This window comes from Nostoc sp., assembly GCF_036917815.1.
GTDB lineage: Bacteria > Cyanobacteriota > Cyanobacteriia > Cyanobacteriales > Nostocaceae > Nostoc.
On sequence record NZ_JBALEK010000090.1, the window covers coordinates 17,629 to 40,839 of the forward strand.

General features: G+C 47.1%; 16 protein-coding genes. 1 reads left to right on the top strand and 15 read right to left on the bottom strand.

Going from position 1 to position 23,211, the window contains the following annotated elements:
* Positions 1-9 precede the first annotated feature (9 nt).
* From V7K97_RS27795 to V7K97_RS27815, 5 genes are all read right to left on the bottom strand, one after another.
* On the bottom strand, positions 10-1,167 hold the full coding sequence (locus V7K97_RS27795) for an XdhC family protein (protein WP_334804198.1): 1,158 nt from the start codon (positions 1,165-1,167) through the stop codon (positions 10-12).
* An 89-nt stretch (positions 1,168-1,256) separates the two neighbouring features.
* Positions 1,257-2,834 (bottom strand): MFS transporter, encoded by a 1,578-nt coding sequence (locus V7K97_RS27800; RefSeq protein ID WP_334804199.1) that lies wholly within the window; start codon positions 2,832-2,834, stop codon positions 1,257-1,259.
* 19 nt (positions 2,835-2,853) lie between these two features.
* The gene (locus V7K97_RS27805) at positions 2,854-4,170 is read right to left on the bottom strand and encodes a Gfo/Idh/MocA family protein (RefSeq protein WP_334804200.1); all 1,317 of its coding nucleotides are present in this window, start codon (positions 4,168-4,170) and stop codon (positions 2,854-2,856) included.
* 586 nt (positions 4,171-4,756) lie between these two features.
* Complete coding sequence (locus V7K97_RS27810; RefSeq protein WP_334804201.1) at positions 4,757-5,647, bottom strand: NAD(P)-dependent oxidoreductase; 891 nt, start codon at positions 5,645-5,647, stop codon at positions 4,757-4,759.
* Positions 5,648-5,692: 45 nt separating this feature from the next.
* Entirely contained in the window at positions 5,693-6,763 is a 1,071-nt protein-coding gene (locus V7K97_RS27815) for an aldo/keto reductase (RefSeq protein WP_334804202.1), read from the bottom strand.
* A gap of 116 nt (positions 6,764-6,879) precedes the next feature.
* Between V7K97_RS27815 and V7K97_RS27820 the strand changes: the two genes are divergently transcribed.
* Positions 6,880-7,239 carry a hypothetical protein gene (locus V7K97_RS27820; protein ID WP_334804203.1) on the top strand — a complete coding sequence of 120 codons (360 nt, stop codon included), beginning with the start codon at positions 6,880-6,882 and terminating at the stop codon, positions 7,237-7,239.
* Positions 7,240-7,663: 424 nt separating this feature from the next.
* Here V7K97_RS27820 and V7K97_RS27825 read toward each other — a convergent pair whose 3' ends face one another.
* The 10 genes from V7K97_RS27825 to V7K97_RS27870 all read right to left on the bottom strand — a co-directional run bounded on the left by V7K97_RS27825 (position 7,664) and on the right by V7K97_RS27870 (position 22,239).
* Positions 7,664-9,877 carry a xanthine dehydrogenase family protein molybdopterin-binding subunit gene (locus V7K97_RS27825; protein WP_334804204.1) on the bottom strand — a complete coding sequence of 738 codons (2,214 nt, stop codon included), beginning with the start codon at positions 9,875-9,877 and terminating at the stop codon, positions 7,664-7,666.
* Positions 9,874-10,857 (bottom strand): FAD binding domain-containing protein, encoded by a 984-nt coding sequence (locus V7K97_RS27830; protein WP_334804205.1) that lies wholly within the window; start codon positions 10,855-10,857, stop codon positions 9,874-9,876. The genes V7K97_RS27825 and V7K97_RS27830 overlap by 4 nt, the downstream gene beginning before the upstream one ends.
* A complete protein-coding gene (locus V7K97_RS27835; protein WP_334804206.1) occupies positions 10,844-11,467 on the bottom strand; it encodes a (2Fe-2S)-binding protein in 624 nt (207 codons plus the stop codon). Before V7K97_RS27835 ends, V7K97_RS27830 begins: the two co-directional genes overlap by 14 nt.
* A gap of 770 nt (positions 11,468-12,237) precedes the next feature.
* Positions 12,238-14,118, bottom strand: coding sequence for an ABC transporter ATP-binding protein (locus V7K97_RS27840; protein ID WP_334804207.1), 1,881 nt, complete (start codon positions 14,116-14,118; stop codon positions 12,238-12,240).
* Between the two features lie 89 nt (positions 14,119-14,207).
* On the bottom strand, positions 14,208-15,206 hold the full coding sequence (locus tag V7K97_RS27845) for an aldo/keto reductase (protein ID WP_334804208.1): 999 nt from the start codon (positions 15,204-15,206) through the stop codon (positions 14,208-14,210).
* A 349-nt stretch (positions 15,207-15,555) separates the two neighbouring features.
* Positions 15,556-16,176 (bottom strand): GDSL-type esterase/lipase family protein, encoded by a 621-nt coding sequence (locus tag V7K97_RS27850; protein WP_334804209.1) that lies wholly within the window; start codon positions 16,174-16,176, stop codon positions 15,556-15,558.
* A gap of 374 nt (positions 16,177-16,550) precedes the next feature.
* The gene (locus tag V7K97_RS27855; protein WP_334804210.1) at positions 16,551-17,219 is read right to left on the bottom strand and encodes a dienelactone hydrolase family protein; all 669 of its coding nucleotides are present in this window, start codon (positions 17,217-17,219) and stop codon (positions 16,551-16,553) included.
* A gap of 152 nt (positions 17,220-17,371) precedes the next feature.
* On the bottom strand, positions 17,372-18,814 hold the full coding sequence (locus tag V7K97_RS27860; RefSeq protein WP_334804211.1) for an FAD-dependent oxidoreductase: 1,443 nt from the start codon (positions 18,812-18,814) through the stop codon (positions 17,372-17,374).
* 125 nt (positions 18,815-18,939) lie between these two features.
* Positions 18,940-20,478 carry an amidohydrolase family protein gene (locus V7K97_RS27865; RefSeq protein ID WP_334804212.1) on the bottom strand — a complete coding sequence of 513 codons (1,539 nt, stop codon included), beginning with the start codon at positions 20,476-20,478 and terminating at the stop codon, positions 18,940-18,942.
* A 396-nt stretch (positions 20,479-20,874) separates the two neighbouring features.
* Positions 20,875-22,239, bottom strand: a complete 1,365-nt coding sequence (locus tag V7K97_RS27870) for an LLM class flavin-dependent oxidoreductase (RefSeq protein ID WP_334804213.1) — start codon at positions 22,237-22,239, stop codon at positions 20,875-20,877.
* Positions 22,240-23,211: the final 972 nt, after the last annotated feature.

Sequence of the window (23,211 nt, forward strand, 5' to 3'; positions counted from 1 at the left end):
AGACAAAAATTATGTGGTAAGTAGTAATTTTAAGTTGCTTTCATCGCATTGATGAATTGGTTGATTGCGATTTCTTAAAAAATTACCACTGCGGTTTGTTAGCACTGCTTGAATTTCCGCAATAATGGCGATCGCTATTCCTTCAGGTGTATCTGCTCCGATATCAATCCCTATCGGGCTATGCAATCTTCTTAATTGTTCAGTATTATAAACTATTCCTTGCAAGCGCAAATCTTCAAGCAATCTCTCAGTACGCACCTTTGGCCCTAAAACCCCTATGTAACGTGCAGGAGATGGCAGCAACATTTTCAAAATTTCCCTGTCATCAAGGTAATTATGCGTCATAACCACAGCAACTGTATAGGCATTTATAAATACCTGTTTATGGACAATTTCTCGCCGACTAAGAATCACATCACAAGGCAGAGGAAATCGCGCTCTAGTTGCCTCATTCGCTCGACAATCGACTACAGTAACTTGCCAACCTAATGCTTGAGCAAACTGGGCTACTGGTACAGCGTCATAACCTGCACCAAATATTACTGCATGTATGGGTGGTTGAATAACTTCGATGAAAACTTCTACATTGCCTAAAGGTAACTGATAGTTACTTACCCTTGACTTTTGATTAGCAAAGGCTGCTTGACTATCTGCAATCAGAGATTGAATTAAATTGGCATCTTTGATGTCAGTGATAAATTTACCATCAGGATAGAGCAGTAAGCGCGACCCAAGTTTGACCTTGACTGCGCCTTCCAAGGCAAAGACTGTAGCAATAATACCTAAATGTTTTTGATGAAAACACTCCTGTATAAAAGCGATCGCATTCGGTGTACTTTCTCTCTCAAGACGTTCGATCAGAACTTGCACTATCCCATTGCACCCCAAACCAAAGCCCCACAGAATATCTTCCGAAGCAGTATTATCGTAAGTAACAACAATTGGTTCGCCGTCTGACATTCGTTGTTGAGTATGCTCAAATACGTCGTTTTCTAAGCAACCAGCGCTGATTGTTCCGACCATCCGACCTGTATTTGTCATCAACATTTTAGCACCCGGTCGGCGATAGGTTGAACCTTGAGTTTTAACTACAGTCGCCAGGAAAGTGATTTCACCATTTTTTTGACTTGACTCGAAGCCTTCTAAGATTGCTTGTAATTCATTCATTTGATTGCTTATTTTCCTGTTGCTAGCAGTTTGTCAATTTGAGCAAGTAGTCCCAATGAAAACAATGGTTTTTTCTCAGATCGCGCTTCTTAAGATTGGTAAGCATAAATCATGTGAGAAATAACTGGGGGTTCATCGCCTTGATGAAAGGCAAAAACCTTTTTGCGAATCTCTCGATCTGCCACTGTAAAGCGTTCATACTGACGTAAATGATCCACCCAAGACTCGACGATAAATGTCTCTAAGTAGCGATGTGGCTGCAATGTATCATGAAAGATGCCCCAGCGAATCGCACCATCTCGTAACCGCACCACTCGCAGAACATGAATTGCTGCTATAAATTCCTCAGCTTGCTCTGGGTCAATACAATATTCAAGTGTGACTAAAACTGGCCCTTCTTCTGGTTGCAATTCAATTACTACTAGCGGTTCCGCCCGCCGTAATGCCGGAGCTAAATCAAGTTTTCCTGACAGCAACGGGTAACGCCACGCGGTGAAAGTTCCCCCAATTAACCCAAGGGCAGCAACGAATAAGGCACTTGGCGTTCCCCAATGTTCCGCCGCTACACCCCAAACAATGCTACCAATTGCTGAACCTCCTTGAAATACCATTTGATAAGTTCCTAGCGCCCGCGCCTGCACCCAAGCCGGAACAGCAAGCTGAACTGTAATATTCAAGCTGGATGTCATACTTGTCCAAGCAATTCCAGCCGCCACCAAAGCTAGCAACACCAAAGGTACGTTGTGAATGAATGCCAGAATTAATATAGCGATCGCAAACACCAGAGTTGCTACAATCACAACTCCATCGGCTGTAAGATGTTGACGCACTTGTGGCATCAAAATCGCACCGATAATCGCCCCAAATCCAAAACTACCGAGTAATAAACCATAGCCACCTGCTCCTTGTTGCAAATCCTGCTGTGCCACTAAAGGCAACAATGCAAACAAAGCACTGGTACAACTAGTTAAAACACCGCCTCGAATTAACACGGCTTGCAGGGCTGAAGAGAAACGGACATAGCGTATACCAGCCCGCATAGAACCTAATACTCGCTCTGCGGGGAGGGCACTTTCGTAAAATGGTTTGCGTTGCCAACGATAAAGGATGATAATTACCCCAATAAAAGAGAGGGCATTAATCAAAAAGACGACTCCTGCATTAGCTGCCACCAGTATAAAACCTGCGATCGCCGGGCCAACTGCTCGGGCAATATTAAACCCAGCACTATTTAAAGCAATGGCAGCCATGAGTTCCGATCGCGGTACTAATTCTGGTACAATAGCTTGCCAAGCTGGGCCATTCATTGCCGCTCCCAAGTTAAGGAAAAACGTCAGCGCCAATAGTGACCACGGTGTAATTCTACCTGCAAAAATTAATCCACTCAACATGAGTGCAGCAATCAGCATCCAAACTTGCCAAAATATTAGTAACCGACGGCGATCGAAAATATCTGCCGTTGCTCCAGCTGGTAATCCTAACAGCAGCACCGGCAAAGTTGCGGCTGTTTGCATAAGTGCCACCAATAGGGGAGAGGTGGTGAGAGAAGTCATTAGCCAAGCTCCCGCCGTGTCCTCCATCCAACCGCCAATGTTGGAGACAATTGAGGCAATCCAGCGATCGCGAAACAAAGATTTACGGAGCGGACTCCAAGCAGAGGTTGTCATAACTGCGGTATGCACATATTTACTTCAGCATTCTGGGAGCGGGGCCACGAGTGGTATCTAATCCTGAGACACGAGGTAGAGTGATCGTTTTGCCTGTTTGCGCGGCTTCGTAAATCAACGAGATCAGTTTTTGGTCTTGTAAACCTTCTTCCCCAGGGGTATGGGGTTGCTTGTTCTGAATCACACAATCCGCCATGTGATCGATTTCTAAAGCAAACTGATTCTTCTCACTTATCCGCACTTCGCTAATGTTTTCTGCCATGCTGTTTGTTGGTGATTTGCGTGAAACCATCATCCGCAAACCGTTGTAGGAGAACGCTGGATCGATTTGTCCCCAAGCATCAGAGCCAAAGACGCGAAACCGCCGCCCTTCGTGAAAGCCGTAGCTGTTGGAGCAAATTCCTAGTATTCCACTGGGAAACCGCAGCTGGAAGGTGACACTTTCTTCTACTTCTTTGAAGCGCGGATCGCCAGGAGTGCTGAAGATTTGGGCGCTAATTGCGATCGGTTCCTCTCCTGTTAAATAGCGAGTTGCATTCAAGCAATAAATTCCCACATCTGGTAAAGAACCACCTCCAGCTAAAGCGCGTTTCAATCGCCACTGGTTTAAGTCACCTCCCTGATTTTGTCCATTATCTGCCTGAATCACTTTCACAGTTCCTAATTCTTTGCTGCGGATCATCTGAATCATGGCGCGATGGTGCGGCTCATATTGGCAGCGATAAGCAATCATCAGCTTGCGATCGGCTTGTTTACACGCATCGATCATCTGCTGACAATCTTCTACTGTGGTTGCCATTGGCTTCTCACAAAGAATATGCTTCCCAGCTTTTGCACCACGCACCGTATATTCTCGGTGCATACTGTTAGGCAGTACAATATAAATCACATCAACGTCTGGATTGTTGCGGAGATTGTCGTAATTCTGATAGTTGTAAACGTTCTGCGGTTTGATGCCATACTGCTGGGCAACAAGATTTGCTTTGGCAGCATCACCACTAACTAATGCAGTTGGCTTTGCTAATTTACATTCAGCAAACGCAGGCATAATTTCTTCTAATGCTAGTCTTCCCAGTCCGACGATCGCAAATCCTAAGCGTCGCTCTGGGGGTAATGCAGTTGGTGGCCCACCTGTATCAACCTCTGTCTTTTCCGAGATGGGCGGAAACTGAATCTGAGGTGGCAACTCGCCTCCGCGTGGAGTGGCTTGCACAGTTGGCTGTTGAGCAGCGACTTCTTCGCCCATACTACCAATTGCGGCGGCTGAAATTGCTCCTAAGCCAGCAGTAGTCAGAATTTGGCGACGAGAAAATTCTCCTTTAAACAATTCAGGCATTGTGGTTTTTTAATGATGAAATGATCAAATTTTGGACTTAGTAGGGCAATTTGTCGCAAATTAAATTTGGCAATATCCTGCAATGCCAATGCATCGACTTGCAATCGCCTCGTTCCCAGCCTCTAGGCTGGGAATGTATTCCGAGAGGTTCTAGCTCTTGTCAAGAAATAGGAGGCGGAGCCTCCCAGAATGTGTTCCCAGCCTTCAGGCTGGGAACCAGTGAAAGGGAAAGAAGATATGCTCAACTAAACTGTATTGTTTTACCATACTCAGTACTGAGTGCTGAGTTTTGAAGTTGAGTACGGCTGACTTTCGCACTATGGTAAAAGCCCCGCCCCTCTGGTGCGTCCGCTGCGCGAACGTGGGCGGTCTTTCAACTCTAAGCCGAGGCACTCGGAACTCAGCACTCTTCATGGAGTAGTTGGTGTGCAACCAGTCGCCAGAGATAAGGCGATCGCTACTAAACCAGTAGAATATATTTTGAAATTGGATATAATTAGTGTTCTCCTTGGATAAAGCTATATTTTGAAACGTTGAATGAAAAACAAGTGCCATCAGCACAGTTAAGTAAGCTACAAACAAACACTTATGATTTAATGGTTACTCCTGCTTCTAACTCCAAAGCTTTGATTAATGCCGATGCATTTTCTTCCCCCCATCCTTGATTAACTGCTGTTTTAATGGTTTCTCTGACAATTGCCGCAGCAGGCGTGGGAGAATTTAAATCTTGGGCAAATTTAGCGATCAAATTGGCATCTTTCAACAGATGCTTTAACGCAAAACTCGGTGTAAAGTCTCGATTCAACAGCATCTTGCCCATACCGTCAAAAATCGGAGAGCGAAAATCTACTACGTGCAGGACATCAAGAACGTCTTGTGGATTCAGTCCGGCTTTGGTTGCCAAAATCAACGCTTCCCCTAAAGCTTCAATTTGGGTTGCCACTATAGAGTTACCAATGAGTTTCATTGATGCGCCTTTGCCAGTATCACCCAGGTAATGGATCGTTTCGCTTAACGGCTCTAAAATTGGTTTGACTTGCTCAAATACCTCTTGTTTGCCACCAACCACAATCCACAATCCCCCATTTGCAGATTCGTTTTTGCTGCCGAAAACAGGGGCATCAAGAAATTCAACGTGCTTTTGGGCATAAGCTGCGGCTTCTTTGCGGGAGGTGTCAGGATGAACTGTACTCATGTCGATCGCAATTTGTCCCGATTGCACCTTTGATAAAATGCCATCTTCGCCAAAGACAACCTCTTCAATAGCATTATCATTGGCTAGCGAGTACATAATCACCTCGGCATTTTCTACAGCTTGTGCAGGTGTTTGTGCTTGAGTTGCACCTTGTTCTACTAGAGGCTTACAAGGCTCTGGGCTGCGATTCCAAACCCGTAGATCGTAACCAGCTTTGAGCAAGTTGGTTGCCATACCACTGCCCATGATGCCGAGTCCTAAATATGCAATGCGTTTGCTCATGATGTTCTCGTATAGTGTCTTACTTCAAAAAAATCGGATTAATATTTAGCCAAGAAAAGCTGGATTCATGGCTGTACTATCATTTTGGGTTGTAGTTTTATATCGTTCGTACTGCCCTTTAGCTGCTGCCTCACGAGTCCGCGCTAACAGTGCTGTAACTTGTGCTTGATCCATTGGCTTAAAGGTGCGGACTGCCTCAAACGCCTGGTCTAAAATTCCCATGCTGTCGATGCCTGTAATTACCACTGACGTTGGCAAATTCATTGCGTAATGCAGACACTCGATTGCACTGACGGTGTTGCTTCTGAGAATGTAAGACTCCCCGATAGATTTCATTCCCAGCACACCAATATTGTTTTTCACTAACACAGGTAAAACCTGATGTTCAAAACTTCTAAAATGGGCATCCATCACATTCAAAGGCATCTGCACGGTATCAAAACGGAAACCATTTTGTGCCGCAGTTTCCAGCATTTGCAGGTGAATTTGGGGATTCTTATGTCCTGTGAAGCCGATATAGCGAATTTTACCTGCTTTCTGGGCTTCAACAACTGCCTCCATTGCGCCACCGGGAGCAAAGACGCGATCGGGGTCTTCAAAGCGTAGTATTTCATGATGCTGCAATAAATCAATGTGATCGACCTGCAAATCTTTAAGCGATTCATCAATCTGCATTTTGGCAGCGTCTTTGGTGCGACCATCGATTTTTGTCATCAGGAAAACTTTTTGGCGATAACCATCCTTAAGAGCGTTTCCCATCCAACGGTGGCTACGTCCGTTGTGATAGTCCCAAGAGTTATCCATAAAGTTGATGCCGCGATCGATCGCACTGCGGATTAACTTGATACTTTCTTGCTCTTCTTGAATTTTTCCAATGTGATACCCCCCCAAGCCAATCACAGATACTTGTTCTCCGGTGCGTCCGAGATGGCGATACAACATTTCGCCGCGTCGAATTGGAGTGGCTGAACTTTGGGCTAACAGTTGAGTATTTTCATCAACAGTTTTTGTTTGAGCGAGAATCGGTTGCAAAAATCCTTCCGAAACTGCAAGTCCTGCTGCCACTAATCCCGAAGCAGAAGCAGTTTTTAATAAGCTGCGTCTACTAATTTCCATAATTGTCTCCTACAACCAACAACAGGAATGAGCCGTATACTATCACGGCAATCTGACATGGAGACTCTAACTAAGGTGTGTTTTGAAATATACTCCGCAAGATACATTAGACATCTATGACTATCCAAGACACAACACGCCGTTTGCGTCCTCAAGCCATTAGTCAAGATATTGACTCATTCCACGGTTTGCAAACCGTCAGCACCTATAACACAACTCATGCTGATGCCTCAGCTGCAAACTTAGAGGAAGTTTATCAGGCGATGTTGATTTCTCAGCAAACCGAAACCGAGAAACTAGCTTTATACCGAGCGGCTGCTGATGCTGCCCGATTAGCAGAGTGGGAATTTCATAATGCTGTATTAGCGATGAAAGAAGTTGTACGTGGACAATATGGCTCAGATAGCGATCAAGCTCAAGCAGTAGGACTGAAGAAAAAATCAGACCGCAAACCTACTGACCCGGTTAGCTGGTAAGCGCCAAATTTTAGGGCAATAGTGATGATTGCCGCTGCAATCGACAAGAAAGCGTAGGATCGGGCTGTTGGACTACTCATCTCGGTCACGGACGTAATTACAGTGATTCCGAGCTAAGAGTACCAAATTTTACTTGAGTGGTCATCAGTCTTGAGACTTCTACTGATTGGTATTTCAAGACACGATCAATCCAAGACGCGATCAATCGCGTCTCTACAAGTGTATCATTGCTGACTTTTCACGGCATCTGGAAAACTTCTCTCTAAATCTCTCTCCTAAAAGGAGAGAGACTTTGAATTTCCCCCTTCCCGCATCGGGAAGGGGGTTAGGTTTTAGGTGGACTTTTGTACATAACGTGAAAAGTCAGGTATCATCGCCGCGTATGAACTTCTTGCTCATACTGGTAATGTAGCGATCGCTATATCTACAGCAGTTTGTCTAATGTAATTGGCAAATCACGGACGCGCTTACCTGTGGCATGATAAACAGCGTTAGCGATCGCTGCCGCAGTGCCGGTAATGCCAATTTCACCAACTCCCTTGACACCAAGCGGGTTGATATGTGGATCGTGTTCATCGACAAACAACACCTGAATATCGGGAACGTCTGCATTTACTGGTACGTGATACTCAGCTAAATCATGATTAACAATGCGTCCTAGATTGGGGTCTATTACCGTATGTTCCATTAACGCCATACCAATGCCATAAATAATCCCACCAATCAGTTGACTGTTGGCTGTTTTAGCATTGAGGATGCGTCCAACCCCAAAAGTTCCCACCCAACGCGATACTCGCACTTCACCCAAATCAGGCTCAACGCGAACTTCGGCAAACTGCGCTCCAAATGCGTGCATTGAGAACTTTTTTTGTTCTTCTCCAGGCTTGGCATCTGCACGCGCTTCGATCATTTTCATTCCATGTCGTGCCAAAATAGCCTGATATGTTTCGGTTGCAGAGGATTTATTTTTTAAGAAAAAGCTGCCATCTTGGGCAATCACATCTTCAGGATTTGAACTATAAAGTGGCGATTTTTGATCGGCAAGTGCTAGTTGCAAAAGCTGACTGCGAGCTTGATTTCCCGCTAAATACACCGCCGAACTGACACTGGCGGCAGTTTGCGAACCACCAGAAACGGGGGTTTCTGGCATCTTCGTATCGCCTAGTTCAAAGCGGACTTTGTTAACTGGTAAACCAAGTGCTTCGGCTGCAACTTGAGTCATTACAGTATAAGTCCCTGTGCCAATATCTTGCGAACCGCTCAGTACAACGGCTGTACCGTCTGCCATAATCTGAGCGATCGCCGATGCCGGAGAACGGTTGGTAGGATAAGTTGCTGTCGCCATACCCCAACCAATCAAATAATTACCGTCTCGCATCGAACGGGGCTTGGGATTGCGCTTTTGCCAGCCAAACTTTTCTGCCCCTAATTTGTAACACTCTCTCAGTGATTTACTCGACCAAGGGAGTTTTTTAGTAGGATCAACTTCAGCATAGTTACGCAAACGCAGCTCGATGGGATCGATATTGAGCGCATAAGCTAGTTCATCCATTGCCGATTCTAAGGCGAATGACCCAGAAGCTTCTCCTGGTGCCCGCATAAAGGTTGGTGTACCCTGATCCAGCTGAACCAAACGGTGGCTGGTTTCGATGTGCGGGCAAGCGTAAATCATCCGGGCGCTTTTACCAACAGGTTCGATAAATTCATCGAAAGTTGAAGTTTGGGAAGTGCCAGCGTGTCGGAGTGCAGTCAATTTTCCTTCGTGGGTTGCACCGAGAGAAACTTGTTGAATTGTCTCTGGTCGGAAGCCGACAGGCCCATACATCTGTATCCGTCCCAGAACTAATTTTACTGGGCGATTAACCTGCCGTGCGGCGATCGCAGCTAGTGGCACGTGCGACCAAGCCGATCCTTTACAACCGAAGCCACCGCCCACAAAGTAAGACATAATGCGGACATTCTTTGGATCGATTCCCAATGCCCCCGCAACTTTTTGTTGAACCTGAAAGATTCCCTGAGTTGCGTCATAGAGCAGCAGTTGATCGCCTTGCCAAACTGCTGTTGTGGCATGAGGCTCCATCGGATTGTGATTTTCGATCGGTGTCGTATAGGTTTGCTCGACGCGGACAGCCGCCGCCGCTAGTCCCTGGTTGACATTGCCATGAGTTGAATCGGGCGGCTCCTCTTTGGGGATTTTTCCTTTAGGCAAGTATGCCTTAGCGAGGTTTTCCCGCATATTGATGGTTGGTTTCTCTTCTTCATAACGAACTTGTACGAGTGAGGCAGCATACATAGCTCGTTCAAATGTATCAGCAACGACGACACCAATATGCTGACCACTATACAGGACAATGTTATCTTGCAGCACTTGCAGCTTGCGACCGCCGCCCTTTTCTCCAGACGCTTTGGGCGCGTTGAGGTGGGTAATAACTGCTAATACACCTGGTACTCGCTCCGCCGCCTTTGTATCGATTTGGGCTATCTTCCCTTTGGCGATCGTGCTTTGAATTGTCACGCCATAAGTCATTTTTGCTACCGGAAACTCAGCCGCGTAACGTGCGCCACCAGTCACCTTCAGGTATCCATCAACTCGATTGAGCGGTTTGCCGACAACTCTATTTGTGTTCCCTGTATTCATGCCATCCCTCCTACCGTTGTCAGCGCCTTAACAATTGTGCGTTTAGCCAGTTCGACCTTAAACCCGTTGTATTTTTGAGGTTTAGCTCCGGCGATCGCAGCATTGGCTGCGGCTTGAAATGTTGCCTGGTTTGCGGGCTTGTTCAGAAGCACTTTTTCCGCTTCAAAGGTGCGCCAAGGTTTTGTTCCTACGCCACCAAGGGCAATGCGTGCCGAGCGAATGATGCCATTTTGAATATCTAATGCCGCTGCAACCGATGTCATTGCAAAGGCATAGGAGGCACGATCGCGGACTTTTAAATAGTGCGATCGCTTCCCAAAGGTTGAAGCCGGTAAGTCAACGGCAACAATTAACTCTCCGTGTTCTAAAACCGTCTCTCTTTCTGGTGTATTATCCGGTACAAGATGAAAATCTACAAGGGGAATGCTGCGGTCTCCTTTCGGACCGCGTGTTTGCACAACGGCATCAAGTGCTACCATTGCCACCGCCATATCAGAAGCATGGGTGGCAATACAGCGATCGCTACCACCGAGAATCGCGTGAATCCGGTTGTAACCCTCGATTGCCGCACAACCTGAACCCGGAACGCGTTTGTTACAGGGCATCGAAGTATCGCGGAAGTAGTAACACCGGGTACGTTGCAGCAAATTTCCGCCCACCGTCGCCATATTTCGCAGTTGCGGTGATGCCCCAGACAGCAACGCCTCTGACAGCATAGGGTAACGTTCTTGAATGATCGGATTATAAGCAACATCGCTATTGCTTGCCGTTGCTCCAATCCGCACACCATTACCCTGTATTTCTATCTTGGTTAGCGGTAGTGGGTTAATGTCAACTACCTGTGTTGGCGTTTGGACATTCAACTTCATTAAATCAATTAAGCTTGTACCCCCTGCTAAGTAAGCAGCTTGCACCTCTGGAGTAACCAACGCCACAGCATTGTCCACTTGTCCTGCTTTTTTATAATTAAACGGCTGCATCTTTTTTTCCCTCTAAGACATCGCGGACAGCAGCCACGATATTTGGATAAGCGCCACAACGACAGATATTCCCGCTCATCAGTTCCCGAATGTCGGCATCTGATTTAGCGTGTCCCTCGTTTACCAAACCCACCGCCGAGCAAATCTGTCCCGGTGTGCAGTAGCCGCACTGAAATGCATCATGGGCTACAAAGGCGGCTTGCATCGGGTGCAAATTGTTTCCTTGCTCCAGCCCTTCAATAGTTGTGATTTTTGCGTCGGTGTGCATAATCGCAAATGTCAGGCATGAATTAATCCGTTTTCCATCAATCAGCACCGTGCAAGCACCGCATTGTCCATGATCGCAACCTTTTTTAGTCCCAATTAGTCCTATGTATTCCCGAAGCGCATCAAGTAAAGTAACACGTGGTTCAATCTGCAAACTATGTGCTGTTCCGTTCACTTGCAGCGTCACCTTCACAGTTTCAGGTGTCGAAGTTGACAGCATTGGAGTAGTTTTTCTGACTTGAGTTTGTGCTACAGTTTTCTCTACAAAATTACTGATCGTTGCTGCTACTGTGCTGATAATCATCAATTGACCTAACTTGCGGCGTCTTAGGACAAACCTCATCTGTTTACTCCATTCTGTTTTTGTTGAGTAATAATTAATATTGAGTAATTCTCTAGAATTCAACAGGTCGCGCCCACGATTGCCCAACTTGCTGCCCTGTTCATAAATGCGTCTCGTAGAGAAATTGGGGAATACTAGACGATCTCGGACGGGAGCAACGCTCTAACAGTGAGCAGGGGGAGCAGGGGAGGCTCTTGAGGCAACGGGAGACAAAGAAATAAGTGTATTCCGGGCTATCGCGGTAGTAAAAAATACGAAAATTGTCTCTTCACTCCCCCTGCTCCCCCTGCCTAAGAAAGCTCTTTTCACGATGATCTCACTTTTTCGCGTTGCTCCCATCCCGGACTGGGGATTGGTACCTGGGTACTGAGCAATAAATTTCTTGATTGTTTTGGTTCGGGTCTGAATCCGCATCCAAATCTTCCCAGTCACCAATCCCTATTCCCCAATGCCCAATCCACATTTCAATTTTTTATAGAAAACCACTTTTTTTATAGGCGTTTTCTTCAAAATTACATTGTTAATAGAATACAATTTCATCTTGTTATGGTGTCTCTATCAGAAGATTTATGCCATAAGTATTGAGCGAGCGCACTATTTGCTATAGCTAAATAAGATGCGTTTCCCCTGGTTAGCCGCCGGCATAACACACCCTACTTCTACTTGCATTGTGAATGCATCGGCTTGCATAACTTAACCTACTCTTTCTCTACCTTTGTTTTATGGGTAAGGAAGTTCGTAGTAAGGACTTTAGTCCTTACTACGAACTGTTAAGCGATCATTCCTTCTTCGATGTTATCTGTGCCAGTGCGAACCTCACGTATCCGTTCCTCGTCGAGATTTTCTGGTAAAAATCCACCTGCTTGCATTTTCCATAATCTATAGTAAGCGCCACCAAGTGCCAGTAGTTTGGCGTGAGAACCATCTTCGATAATGCGACCTTTGTCGAACACCAAAATCCGGTCTAGATGGACGATGGTAGATAGCCGATGAGCTACCACAATGACCGTTTTCCCATTCATTGCTAAGTCGAGAGTATCCTGAATCGCTTTTTCGGTGATTGAATCGAGGCTAGAGGTGGCTTCATCTAAGATCAGGATCGGCGCGTCTTTGAGGATTACCCGCGCGATCACAATGCGTTGTCTCTGCCCTCCAGACAACTTGACACCACGTTCGCCCACCAGAGAATCGTAACCATCCTGACTTTGGATGATGAAATCGTGAGCATGAGCCTTTCGTGATGCCTCAATCACTTCCTCATCGGTTGCATCCAAACGTCCGTAACGAATATTTTCTAGCAAAGTGCGATGAAACAGAGACGGATCTTGGGGAATCAAGCTGATCTGAGCGTGTAGTGCATCCTGAGTCATATCTCGAATATCGACCCCATCAATGATAATCTGTCCAGATTGGGGGTCAAACAAACGCAGAATCAGATTCACGAAACTGGATTTTCCAGAACCGGAGAAGCCCACCAGTCCTACACGCTGTCCCGGTTGGATGGTGACAGAAAGGTTGTTGAAAACTTTCTTCTCATCTGTGTAGTTGAAATTCACCCGCCGAAACTCAATCTTACCTTGGGTGATTGAGTGGGCGATCGCTTGATCGCGATCAACTAACTCGTGCGGTTGAATGATGGTGAAGACACCATTGGCGACATTACCGACGTGTTCAAAAAATTCCAGAAAGCGGCGGCTCAAATTGCGGGCTTCACTGATGATCAACAGCGAAAGACTGGTTGCTACAACAAAGTCAGCAGTACCGATCTTTCCTTGACTCCAGAGAGAGAGCGAGTAATACAGGGTGCTGATTTTTAGAATGGCTGCTGAGATAAACTGAAACCAGCGAATTCGCTCCGAGTACCAGTTGGACTCTCTCACGTGTTTGATTTCCCGCCTTAATTGCTCATTTAAATAGCGTCGTTCAAAACCAAAGCGAGCAAATAGTCGGCTACTAGTGAGATTTGTTACCGCATCTACGATGATACCAGTTGTCTCACTTCTAGCGGCTGCGGCTTTCCGAGAGTAAAATCGGCAGCGAGTTGCCAGCCAGAAGGAAATACTGATGAAGAGAACTGCCCATATTCCCACGAGTGCAGCTAGGGGAGGATAGGCGCGATATAGTATCGTTGTAGCGACGCTATACACAACGATTACTGGCATAAATTCAGTAATCATCATTTGCATCGTTTGGGTAACACCCAGAGAAGTTTCGCTAATTCGATGTGCCAATGCTCCAGAAAAACTGCTACTCAAGTAGCGATGCGAATGGTGTTGCAAGTAGGCATATAGCGATCGCACAATATGCTGTCGATGGATTGGATGGAGAATAGTTTGCAAGAGTCCAGCCGATCGCCCGAATACCACTTCACCCACACTCAAGCCGATGAACAGCATCAGGGGTTGCTTCATGGCATCAAAAATGGGCTGGCTGTGTCCCGCCGATCCCGTTACGCCCCGGATGATCTGGCCAATGGCATAGGGCAACATAATGCCACAGGTTGCGTGGATGATTTCCAGGATCACCGCTAACACATACCACCAGCGAAACTGGTTAACGAAATAGCAAATGAACCTGAATGGAGTTGATGGCAAATCTGGTGCATCGGCAGCACGTTGAAAGGATTTGGATTGGCTGGTCTTTTTCTTCATGAAAGTCGATCTCGTAGCATTAAGCTCTTCTGTAAAATAAAAATGGACGGCTTAATTTAGCCGTCCGGTGGTGTTAAATAAAATCATTCCTAACGAAGAGAATCTCCTCTTCGATATTCGGCAGTTAAGTCGTCTAACTTTTGTTTCAAACTGTCGTCGAGTTTTAGTTCTACTGCCTTGAGATTGTCAGCAAGTTGTTCTGGGCGACTAGCGCCAATGATGGGCGCAGTGATAATCGGATTAGATAAAACCCAAGCTACTGCTAGGGTAGTGAGAGACAATCCGGCGAGATCCGCGACTGTGCGTAATTCCTCAACAGTATTAAACTCGCGATCGTGCCAGTAGCGATCTTGATAACGTTCTGCGGCAGCACCTAGCGTGAAACGGGTGCCTGAGGTGGGACCTTGAGCGAGAATGTGTTTGCCAGTCAGCAAACCGCCCGCCAAAGGATTATAAGAAATTACACCGAGTCCTTCTTCTTTCGCTAGGGGCAATAGTTCTCGCTCTATTTCGCGGAATAACAGGTTGTAGCGGGGCTGAATTGAGATAAACCTGGTTAAATTGCGCGTTTGGGCCCGACCCAATGCGCGGGCGAGTCGGTAGGCTAAGAAGTTGGAAACCCCGATGTAGCGCACCTTGCCAGCACGAACCACCACATCCAGCGCTTCCAGAGTCTCATCGAGAGGGGTTGAAGCATCGTCGGAGTGCAACTGGTACAAATCGATATAATCTGTTCCTAGCCGTCGTAGGGAAGCATCGATCGCATCCAAAATATGTTTACGGGAAGCCCCTTGATCCCAAGGTGCAGGGCCAACCCGACCGACACACTTAGTAGCCAAGATAAAATGTTCGCGTTTGCCTTTGAGCCAGCGTCCAAGGATTTCTTCAGTGCGTCCAGCAGTGGTAAGTCCGCCACCAAGGGGATAAACGTCGGCTGTATCCAAAAAATTGATTCCGCCATCGGCGGCGGTGTCGAGGATGTGCCTGGAAGTTTCTTCGTCGGTCTGCAATCCAAAGGTCATGGTGCCGAGACAAAGGCGCGAAACGGTCAATCCAGTTTTGCCGAAATTGGTAGTTGGTAAAGTCATAGATATGTTGTTGATTGAAAGTAGTTGATTGAGAAAGGGTTGAAATTTTTAAATAGAATGCGACGTGCGTTCCGCCCCGCTTCTCTACGAGACGCTACGCGAACGCTAACGCAGAACAAAAAGCCTATAGGACACATAGCTGAATGGCACTAAGTTAAGATACAGCCCTTACCCTGACTGGTTCCCAGCCTCCAGGCTGGGAAACCATTCCCGAAGGGCTGCCGCCTCCTCTTTCTTGACCAGAGGCAGCAGCCCCTCAGAATCCGTTCCCAGCCTGGGAACGAGGCTACACAAGCCTTTAGGCTTTTCTTGGTGCCATTCGACACATAGCCAATAGGATAGATATTTTTTAAGGCGTGAACCAATTTAACCAACCTTGCCAGTTTTGTACGATGGCAGCAAATTCTGCATAACCTTCTGCTTTTGGGTGAGCGCCGTCATTGGCTTTTGCTTCTGCTAGCCAGATTGGTGACTTTACCAAACTGGAAAATACATCAAGATATGGAACATCTAGTTGATCGCAAACCAATGCGAATTCTTGTGACAGATTTGCAAGAATTTGATTTCTTTTTTCTTGAGCGACATCACCACAAGGTGGCGGACTAACCATTAAGCTCGGATAGAGTTGTTTTGCTTGGCTTAAGATACTGCGAGCATTTGCGATCGACTCTGATAGTTCGATTCCTTGCTGTTTACCCGCCCATCCTGAATCATTTGCCCCAAAGGAAAACACTACTCGACCATCGGATTCTCTTGGGAGACGATAGGAGACTTCTGAGTACCAACGTTGTTTGAGATACCGACTCGTCTCTGCCCGCACCCCCAAATTGTAATGGGTGATAGCGTATCCTCTTGACTCAGCATTGCGGCACACTCTACCTGTCCAACCCAGAAACTCTGGATCACCTGTGCCATTGACAAAGGATTCACCAATAAAACAAATTCTGATTTCTTTGCGAGAGTCTGACATAAGTCAACTGAAGTTTTGGTGAAAAAGTTCGGTTTTGACTTGGAAAGAAGCATTATGTTCATGATTGAATGGCACTAAAAAAAGCCCAAAAAATTATGTAACCTCGTTCCCAGCCTCCAGGCTGGGAACCAATTGGGGGCTGTGCTGTATCTTAACTTAGTGCCATTCGTTCATGATTCTATTTGCCATCTCCCGAAGATATTAATATATTGTTATAGCAGTCCTAAATCATTCGTGAAAATTTCTATTAATTCTTCTCTCTGTGTTCTCTGCGCCTCTGTGGTTCGTTAAAAATAGTAATTTTCACAATATACTAGGCAGGCAAGATGCCTACCTAACAGAATATTACAAAGTTAGTTTTTGGACATTTCGCCTCAAGCGACTACAGAAATTTCACGACGGCTTTGTGAAATTAACCACTGTTGCAACTTGGGATCGCCGTATACCTCATCTGCAATAAAATGATCGCCTTCCGGCAGCACTGTCAAATCAACTTTCCCACCGACTTTGCGTAGGCGCTCAACAAAATGCTCTGTATCCTCAAGCGGCAGATTTTTGTCCTGTCCACCTTGGAATATCTGAACAGGAATGTCTTTGAGTGCAGCTAGTTCGCTTTCTTCTAATGTCTTGGGTACACGTCCAGACACAGGTACTAAACCTGCGAAGCGATGGGGATGCAAAGCCGCGATATGCCAAATCCCCGCCGAGCCTAAGCTGAACCCAGCTAAGATCACCCGCGCTGGATCGACGGGTTGGGAAACGATCAGTTCATCAAGCAAAGCAAGCACATCATCGGCTCGATCTGCCCAAGTCTGTTCAGCCGGAATCTGGGGTGCGGCGAAGACATAAGGTAAGGAGTTAGATGAATCCACGAAACGAGGTAAACCCCATTTTAGTAGCACATTCAAATCCGTCCCGCGATCGCGTCCTCCATGCAGAAACAGCACAAGAGTTGCAGGTTGTTTGGCATTGTCAGAAACAGGCGAGAAAAGATAAGGCAAGGAACCATTCTTGGTGTTGTAAGAGCGTTGTTCCACAGGCATTGTTGTGACTCCTAATTTGATTTGGGGATGGGGGATGGGGCCTGGGGCATTGGGCATTGGGAAGAGACAAGAAAGAAATTTGTTCAATAATTCTCCCTTGCTGCTTCCCTTATCCCTTGCTTCCTCATACCCCAGTCCCCATCCCCTGTGTACTAGCTAACTGCCGCCTTGACAGGCTGTTTCCACACTGCGGCTGCGTACAGTGAAGCATCGAAGTCTGGCGCGATGTTATCGCCTGTGATGCGTGTCTCGTGCAGTACCCAGTCGGCGAAGAATAAGTCGTGGGTGATGCGTGTCACCACTGCCGGCACGTCGCGCCGAATGCTGGGTACGTCGCCGATGGGCAGACCGAAGCTCACAAAACCGGCTGGGTTGAAGACGTGGATATCCTTCAGGTAAGGTGCGCTACCGGGTACTTTCTCCTGGTATTCGTGGGCACTGCCGAGGTAGGGGTGTGTGCCCAGATCGTCGGCGCGTTGGTCAGATGGTGGCTGGTAGCGATCGCGCCAAAGTGCAATATGCTGTGCAAAGTCAGCCAGTTCCGGCCGCTTTGTCGGGTCAACGAAGTAGCCGGTGCCTGCGATCGCAAAATCGAACTCGAATACATCGTCGTTCACCTGCGCGACGATGCGGCCGCCCTGCTCGTGCGCCGATCTCCAGTTTGCAGACAGGTGGAGGTGGAAGTTCGGGAATGCGATCGCCCTTTCAATCGCATCGGCTGGGGGTGTAGAACCAACTTGGCGAAAACGCCAAGCCTGGAACCATCGGGCTGCATCGGGCAATTCTGGATAGTTGTAGTAAGCTCCAGGATACCCGCGCACGCGATTTATCGGCAGCGATGCGATCGCCGACCGCCGCGCGAACAGATGCACCGCCTTTGCTCCCGATTCCAGCGCCACTCCTGCGGCATCGAAGGCTGAGGCCGCAGCGCCTAGCACCGCTACGGTCTTACCGCGCAATGCGGCGAAATTGATGGCTTCGGCGGTATGAGCATACAGCGTGGGTGACAGACCATCTAACACTGGGGGCACGTAGGGACCACCAGTGCCAGCCACACCGTTGGCGAAGATGATCTTGCGCGTAGTTTCCACCTGGGGGAAACCGTTCACCTCCAGGTGCAGGCGAAAGAAACCTTCCACTGGCTCGATCCGCACCAACCGCGTCCGGTAGCGAACCTGGATGCCCAAAAACTGCCGATACCAGTTAAGGTACTCAGCCCATAACAACCTTGGTATACGGTCGAATGCTGCGTATGCATCGGCACCGTGCCGCGCCTCGTACCAGGACTGGAATGACAACGCGGGGATGCCCAATTCAGGGCCTGGCAAGTTCTTTGGCGTGCGTAGCTTATTCATTCGCGCTCGATTGAGCCACACGCCAGCATGAGCCTCATCATCGGCGGCATCAATTACCGTCACGCGGCCGATGCCGGCGCGTCGCAGGGCAAATGCAAAGGTGCTGCCGCTACCGCTACCACCCACAACCGTTACGTTGTGATCGACACCTTCGCGATCGGGTATCCAGTTATCGGGATCGGGGCCGATTAAGCGTAGCGCCTCGCGGGGCCCAACATCAGGGTCAGTCGTTATCGTCATATCGATCTCCAGGGTGAAACACTATGAGAATGAGGGTAATGAGGAAGATTAACAATTCACGCATTCAAAATTAAAGACATTTCAGACGGGGATGATCATCTCCCCCCACTCCCTCATCTCGCCTTTTACGCCACCACTAGGCTCTTGTCCAATTGGTTAAATTCGGTGTTACCTACCTTAGATTGGATCGCTGTACCCTTGAAAAATTCGGGGTTAGCTTGGGTGTAAAACTTGTAGGGATTAGCGAATACATAGGATTTAAAGTCGGCTTCGGTAATAACGCCTTCTTGAACCAAATCCCAGCTTTCAGCCAAGGGGGAAGTCAGGTCTGGTACATCCCAGTGACCAACATCGGAAGAATAAATCGCGTTGATTTTGACTCCCAAGGGATTGGCTTTGTCATTGAATGCCGTAGCGATGGTGCGATCGTCGGACTCGGAACCAAAGAAGAAACTGTTCACCCAGCGATCGCGGATGTCTTCAGTTGATTCAATTCCTGCTGCTGCAAAATCCTCTAGTTCGCTACCAATGGGTGCCCGACTATGACGACTGAATGAAGCTCCGAGTACTGTCTTGGTCAATTCATCCTTATCGAGGGAATGCCCTTGAGTAATTTCAGCCCCATATTGCTCAAATATCTCAAATAGCTCATCGGCATTGGTCAGTGCTGGATTGTAGTTTTGCAGTGCCTTCAGATTGCGCTTGGAGAAACGATCTACCAAATGAATGTAGACGTTGGCACCCCAAGCTGCACCACCTTCGAGCATAGCTACTCGCAACTGTGGAAAACGCTTGGTAACACCACCGAAGAACAACGCCTTAGCAAATGCTTCTGAACCATCGGCAAAGTGGCCGATATGGTTGTTCATGTAGTTACTAATTGAGGAGCGTCCAGTCCAACCCTGACTGCCGTAATGGGTGGTGACGGGTACACCCAGTTCCACGACTTTCGCCCAGAAAGGATCGTAGTCGTATTCACTATCTAATCCGTAGAAGTCGATATAAGAAGCATATTTGGCGATTTCGGGGAATTGATCGGCTGGATATTTATCAGCGATCGCTTTTACCGGACGTTTCACCCCGCCAGTGATATTAATCACCTTTAAACCCAGTGTTTTAACGGCAAACTCTAGCTCCTCAATGCCTTCTTGGGGATTGGTCAAGGGAATGCCAGCTACCGGTGTCAAGCGATCGCTATATTTCCGGTAAATATCAGCATGATAGTGATTGACTGCACGTTGCAGCGCCTGACGGTTCTCTGCACTAGCTCCAGCCGGTGCCAGCACATTGTTGGGAAACAGCACCGAATAGTCTGACCCTTGCTCCGCCTGACGCTCATAGAGTAATTCGGGGAGGGTGTAAGTAGCGAGATCCAGTGTGTTTTTGGTCACTCTGGCCCACCAAGGCGATCGAATTGTGCGGTTGTACTGACGTTCTTCTGGGGTTTGTTGATACCAGTCTTTACCGTTGCTCTTAGAGTTGAGACGAGAAGCTTCAGTTTTACGTAACTCATCTACAAGTTTCACGCCGCCATACTTAGCGATGTAATCTTCAAAAGCTGGGGTGAAATCATTGGTGTGAACGTCGGTGTCGATTACTGGATAATCAAGGGTTGCTCTGATGGCGGCGGAGCGTGAGGTCTTTAATCGGCTATATTCAGTCATGTTTTTTTCCTTGCCTAGGGCACATTATCCAAACAAAAAATTACAGGTTTTTCTCAGCATCCAATGCTGGTAGTAGTTCGCCAAACAAACTTTATAGAGGAATGGCACTAAGTTAAGATACAGCCCTTACCCTAACTGGTTCCCAGCCCCCAGGCTGGGAACCCATTCCCGAAGGGCTGCCGCCTCCTCTTTCTTGACCAGAGGCAGCAGCCCATTCAGAATCAGTTCCCAGCCTGGAGGCTGAGAACGAGGCTACACAAGCCTTTAGGCTTTTCTTAGTGCCATTCCTTTATAGAGTTCTGTAGGGTGGTGATCTACAGAAGTTGCTGTTTAAAAAGTATGGTTTAAGCATCTGTGAAAAATTTATATAAGCACAGTGCAGAGATGAAAAATCTTTTATGCCAACACCAATCTCTCATCCACTTGTTTAGCGGCAAGACGATTACCCGGACGATGTAGACCAAGGTTTTCACGCAAGGTACTACCCTCATATTTGGTACGGAACAGTCCGCGTTTTTGTAAGACGGGAACGACTAGGTTAACGAAGTCATCTAATCCTGTGGGGAGGATTGGCGGCATGATATTAAAGCCATCTGCGGCACCGTTGTTGAACCATTCTTCTAGCTGGTCGGCAATGGTTTCGGGAGTACCAAGTATAGTCCGATGTCCTCGTGCGGTAGCAAGAGAAAGATACAACTGGCGCAGTGTCAGAGTGCTACGAGTCGTCAAATCTCTAACTAGTTTGAGACGACTTTTGTTAGTGTTGGTGTCGCTGGGTAGTTCAGGAGCCTGATCATCTAAAGAATATTTTGATAAATCTACACCTTTGTAATAGTTCTTTAAAATCCCCCAGGCGACATCGGGATGGATTAGCGATTGCAGGAATTCGTACTTCTCTTGAGCTTCTGATTCGGTACGGCCAATGATGGGGAAAGCACCAGGCATGATTTTGAGCTCGTCTGGCGATCGCCCATATTGTGCTAGCCTACTTTTGACATCAGCATAAAATTCCTGTGCATCGGCTAGGGTTTGATTGGCGGTGAAAATCACCTCGGCAGTGCGTGCAGCCAAGTCCCGTCCAGATTCGGAGGCTCCAGCCTGAACAATCACGGGATAGCCTTGGGGCGGACGAGCGACGTTCAAAGGGCCTTTTACAGAAAAATATTTGCCCTTGTGGTTGAGTGTATGCAGTTTATCTGGATCGAAATAGATACCAGATTCTTTGTCACGGATGAAGGCATCGTCTTCCCAGCTATCCCATAGTCCTTTCACCACTTCCACAAACTCTTCAGCTCGCTCATAACGCTGGCTGTGTTCTGGGTGATGCTCAAGGCCGAAATTACGTGCAGCATTCTCATTGCCTGTAGTGACTACATTCCACCCCGCCCGGCCTTTACTCAAATAGTCCAAGGAAGCAAACTTACGTGCCAAGGTGTACGGTTCTTCATAAGTGGTCGAGGCGGTGGAAATGAAGCCGATATTTTGGGTTACAGAGGACAAGGCCGAGAAGAGGGTAACAGGCTCGAAATGAGCGATTTTACCGTTGCGATGCTGAGTTTCTGGAGCGCCGCCCCAGACTCCTGGGCTATCTGCGAGGAAAACTGCATCGAACAAGCCGCGTTGGGCTGTCTGGGTAATTTCCTTGTAATGCTCGAAATTCAGACCAGCATCAGCTTGTGAATCCGGGTGTCGCCAAGCAGAAACATGATGTCCGGTGGCTTGAATAAATGCACCTAAACGAAACTTGCGTATTTTACTCATTTTTTTCTTTTCTATAGTGTGTTAGCGGTAGCTCTAGGGTCGGTATCGTTAATTTGCGTATAGCTGCGTCAGTTATAATTGGACTGCTACTGTCATCGGTTGGCTAATTTCTAACTGCTCAAATGCCTGACACACCTTGGTAAGTGACTTATAAGAAAACAACAGTATGTTTGCTTTCACTGGCCGACATCCGCCCAAAAATTACTCGGATGACAGAGCGATAGAATCCTTTCCCCATATAGCTTTAAGGTACTCGTGTCTGGCTCTCAGGTGTTCACCTCTTGCTAGACACTGAATGTAATAATGGAATACTTTGGCAGCAACTAAACTTGTGCTTCCGTTGCCTACTAATTGTTCTACAAGGAATGAAATAACCGAAATGTAAGTAAGGTTAATACCACGGCAGAACTAGGGATGCTGCTGCTTGGCGCTCGAATCACCATAAATTTATCTAGTAATCTTACTCCGCAGATAGAGTTTACACGATGGATACAAAAAAATAAGTGTTGGAAATCACAATATCATGAGAAACTAATTATTAGTTTCTCGAACATTAAGTATTGCAAACTGATTGATTGCTAACCGCATTATCAAGGGTAGGGAAGCCCCTGGCTTTAGATATCTACGGTGTATATATAGCGGTTCTCGTTTACGTCAGGTACCCGTAGGGGCACGGCACTGCCCATTGGTGTCAACTTAACGTAGAAGCTAGGATTGGCGAGCTTTCCAGGTTTGACCAATAATTACTCAATACCTTTGCCAATTTACGAGGGTGAGTTGATGGCTGAACTCTCTTTTCTCCCTCCTAAAAATGATTATCATTCTTGAAAAATCCTGTCTCTTGTTTTTTTTTGGAATGATTTATTCTTTGGAAGTCCCAAACTCCAAACTCCAAACTCCAAACTCCAAACTCCAAACTCCAAACTCCAAACTCCAAACTCCAAACTCCAAACTCCAAACTCCAAACTCCAA

Bases quoted from the DNA above. Each gene is read 5' to 3' on its own strand.
- V7K97_RS27830 (WP_334804205.1), bottom strand. From the start codon at position 10,857: ATGCAGCCGTTTAATTATAAAAAAGCAGGACAAGTGGACAATGCTGTG.
- V7K97_RS27850 (WP_334804209.1), bottom strand. From the start codon at position 16,176: ATGTCAGACTCTCGCAAAGAAATCAGAATTTGTTTTATTGGTGAATCC.
- V7K97_RS27810 (WP_334804201.1), bottom strand. From the start codon at position 5,647: ATGAGCAAACGCATTGCATATTTAGGACTCGGCATCATGGGCAGTGGT.
- V7K97_RS27820 (WP_334804203.1), top strand. From the start codon at position 6,880: ATGACTATCCAAGACACAACACGCCGTTTGCGTCCTCAAGCCATTAGT.
- V7K97_RS27870 (WP_334804213.1), bottom strand. From the start codon at position 22,239: ATGAGTAAAATACGCAAGTTTCGTTTAGGTGCATTTATTCAAGCCACC.
- V7K97_RS27805 (WP_334804200.1), bottom strand. From the start codon at position 4,170: ATGCCTGAATTGTTTAAAGGAGAATTTTCTCGTCGCCAAATTCTGACT.
- V7K97_RS27840 (WP_334804207.1), bottom strand. From the start codon at position 14,118: ATGAAGAAAAAGACCAGCCAATCCAAATCCTTTCAACGTGCTGCCGAT.
- V7K97_RS27815 (WP_334804202.1), bottom strand. From the start codon at position 6,763: ATGGAAATTAGTAGACGCAGCTTATTAAAAACTGCTTCTGCTTCGGGA.
- V7K97_RS27825 (WP_334804204.1), bottom strand. From the start codon at position 9,877: ATGAATACAGGGAACACAAATAGAGTTGTCGGCAAACCGCTCAATCGA.
- V7K97_RS27855 (WP_334804210.1), bottom strand. From the start codon at position 17,219: ATGCCTGTGGAACAACGCTCTTACAACACCAAGAATGGTTCCTTGCCT.
- V7K97_RS27865 (WP_334804212.1), bottom strand. From the start codon at position 20,478: ATGACTGAATATAGCCGATTAAAGACCTCACGCTCCGCCGCCATCAGA.
- V7K97_RS27845 (WP_334804208.1), bottom strand. From the start codon at position 15,206: ATGACTTTACCAACTACCAATTTCGGCAAAACTGGATTGACCGTTTCG.
- V7K97_RS27795 (WP_334804198.1), bottom strand. From the start codon at position 1,167: ATGAATGAATTACAAGCAATCTTAGAAGGCTTCGAGTCAAGTCAAAAA.
- V7K97_RS27835 (WP_334804206.1), bottom strand. From the start codon at position 11,467: ATGAGGTTTGTCCTAAGACGCCGCAAGTTAGGTCAATTGATGATTATC.
- V7K97_RS27800 (WP_334804199.1), bottom strand. From the start codon at position 2,834: ATGACAACCTCTGCTTGGAGTCCGCTCCGTAAATCTTTGTTTCGCGAT.
- V7K97_RS27860 (WP_334804211.1), bottom strand. From the start codon at position 18,814: ATGACGATAACGACTGACCCTGATGTTGGGCCCCGCGAGGCGCTACGC.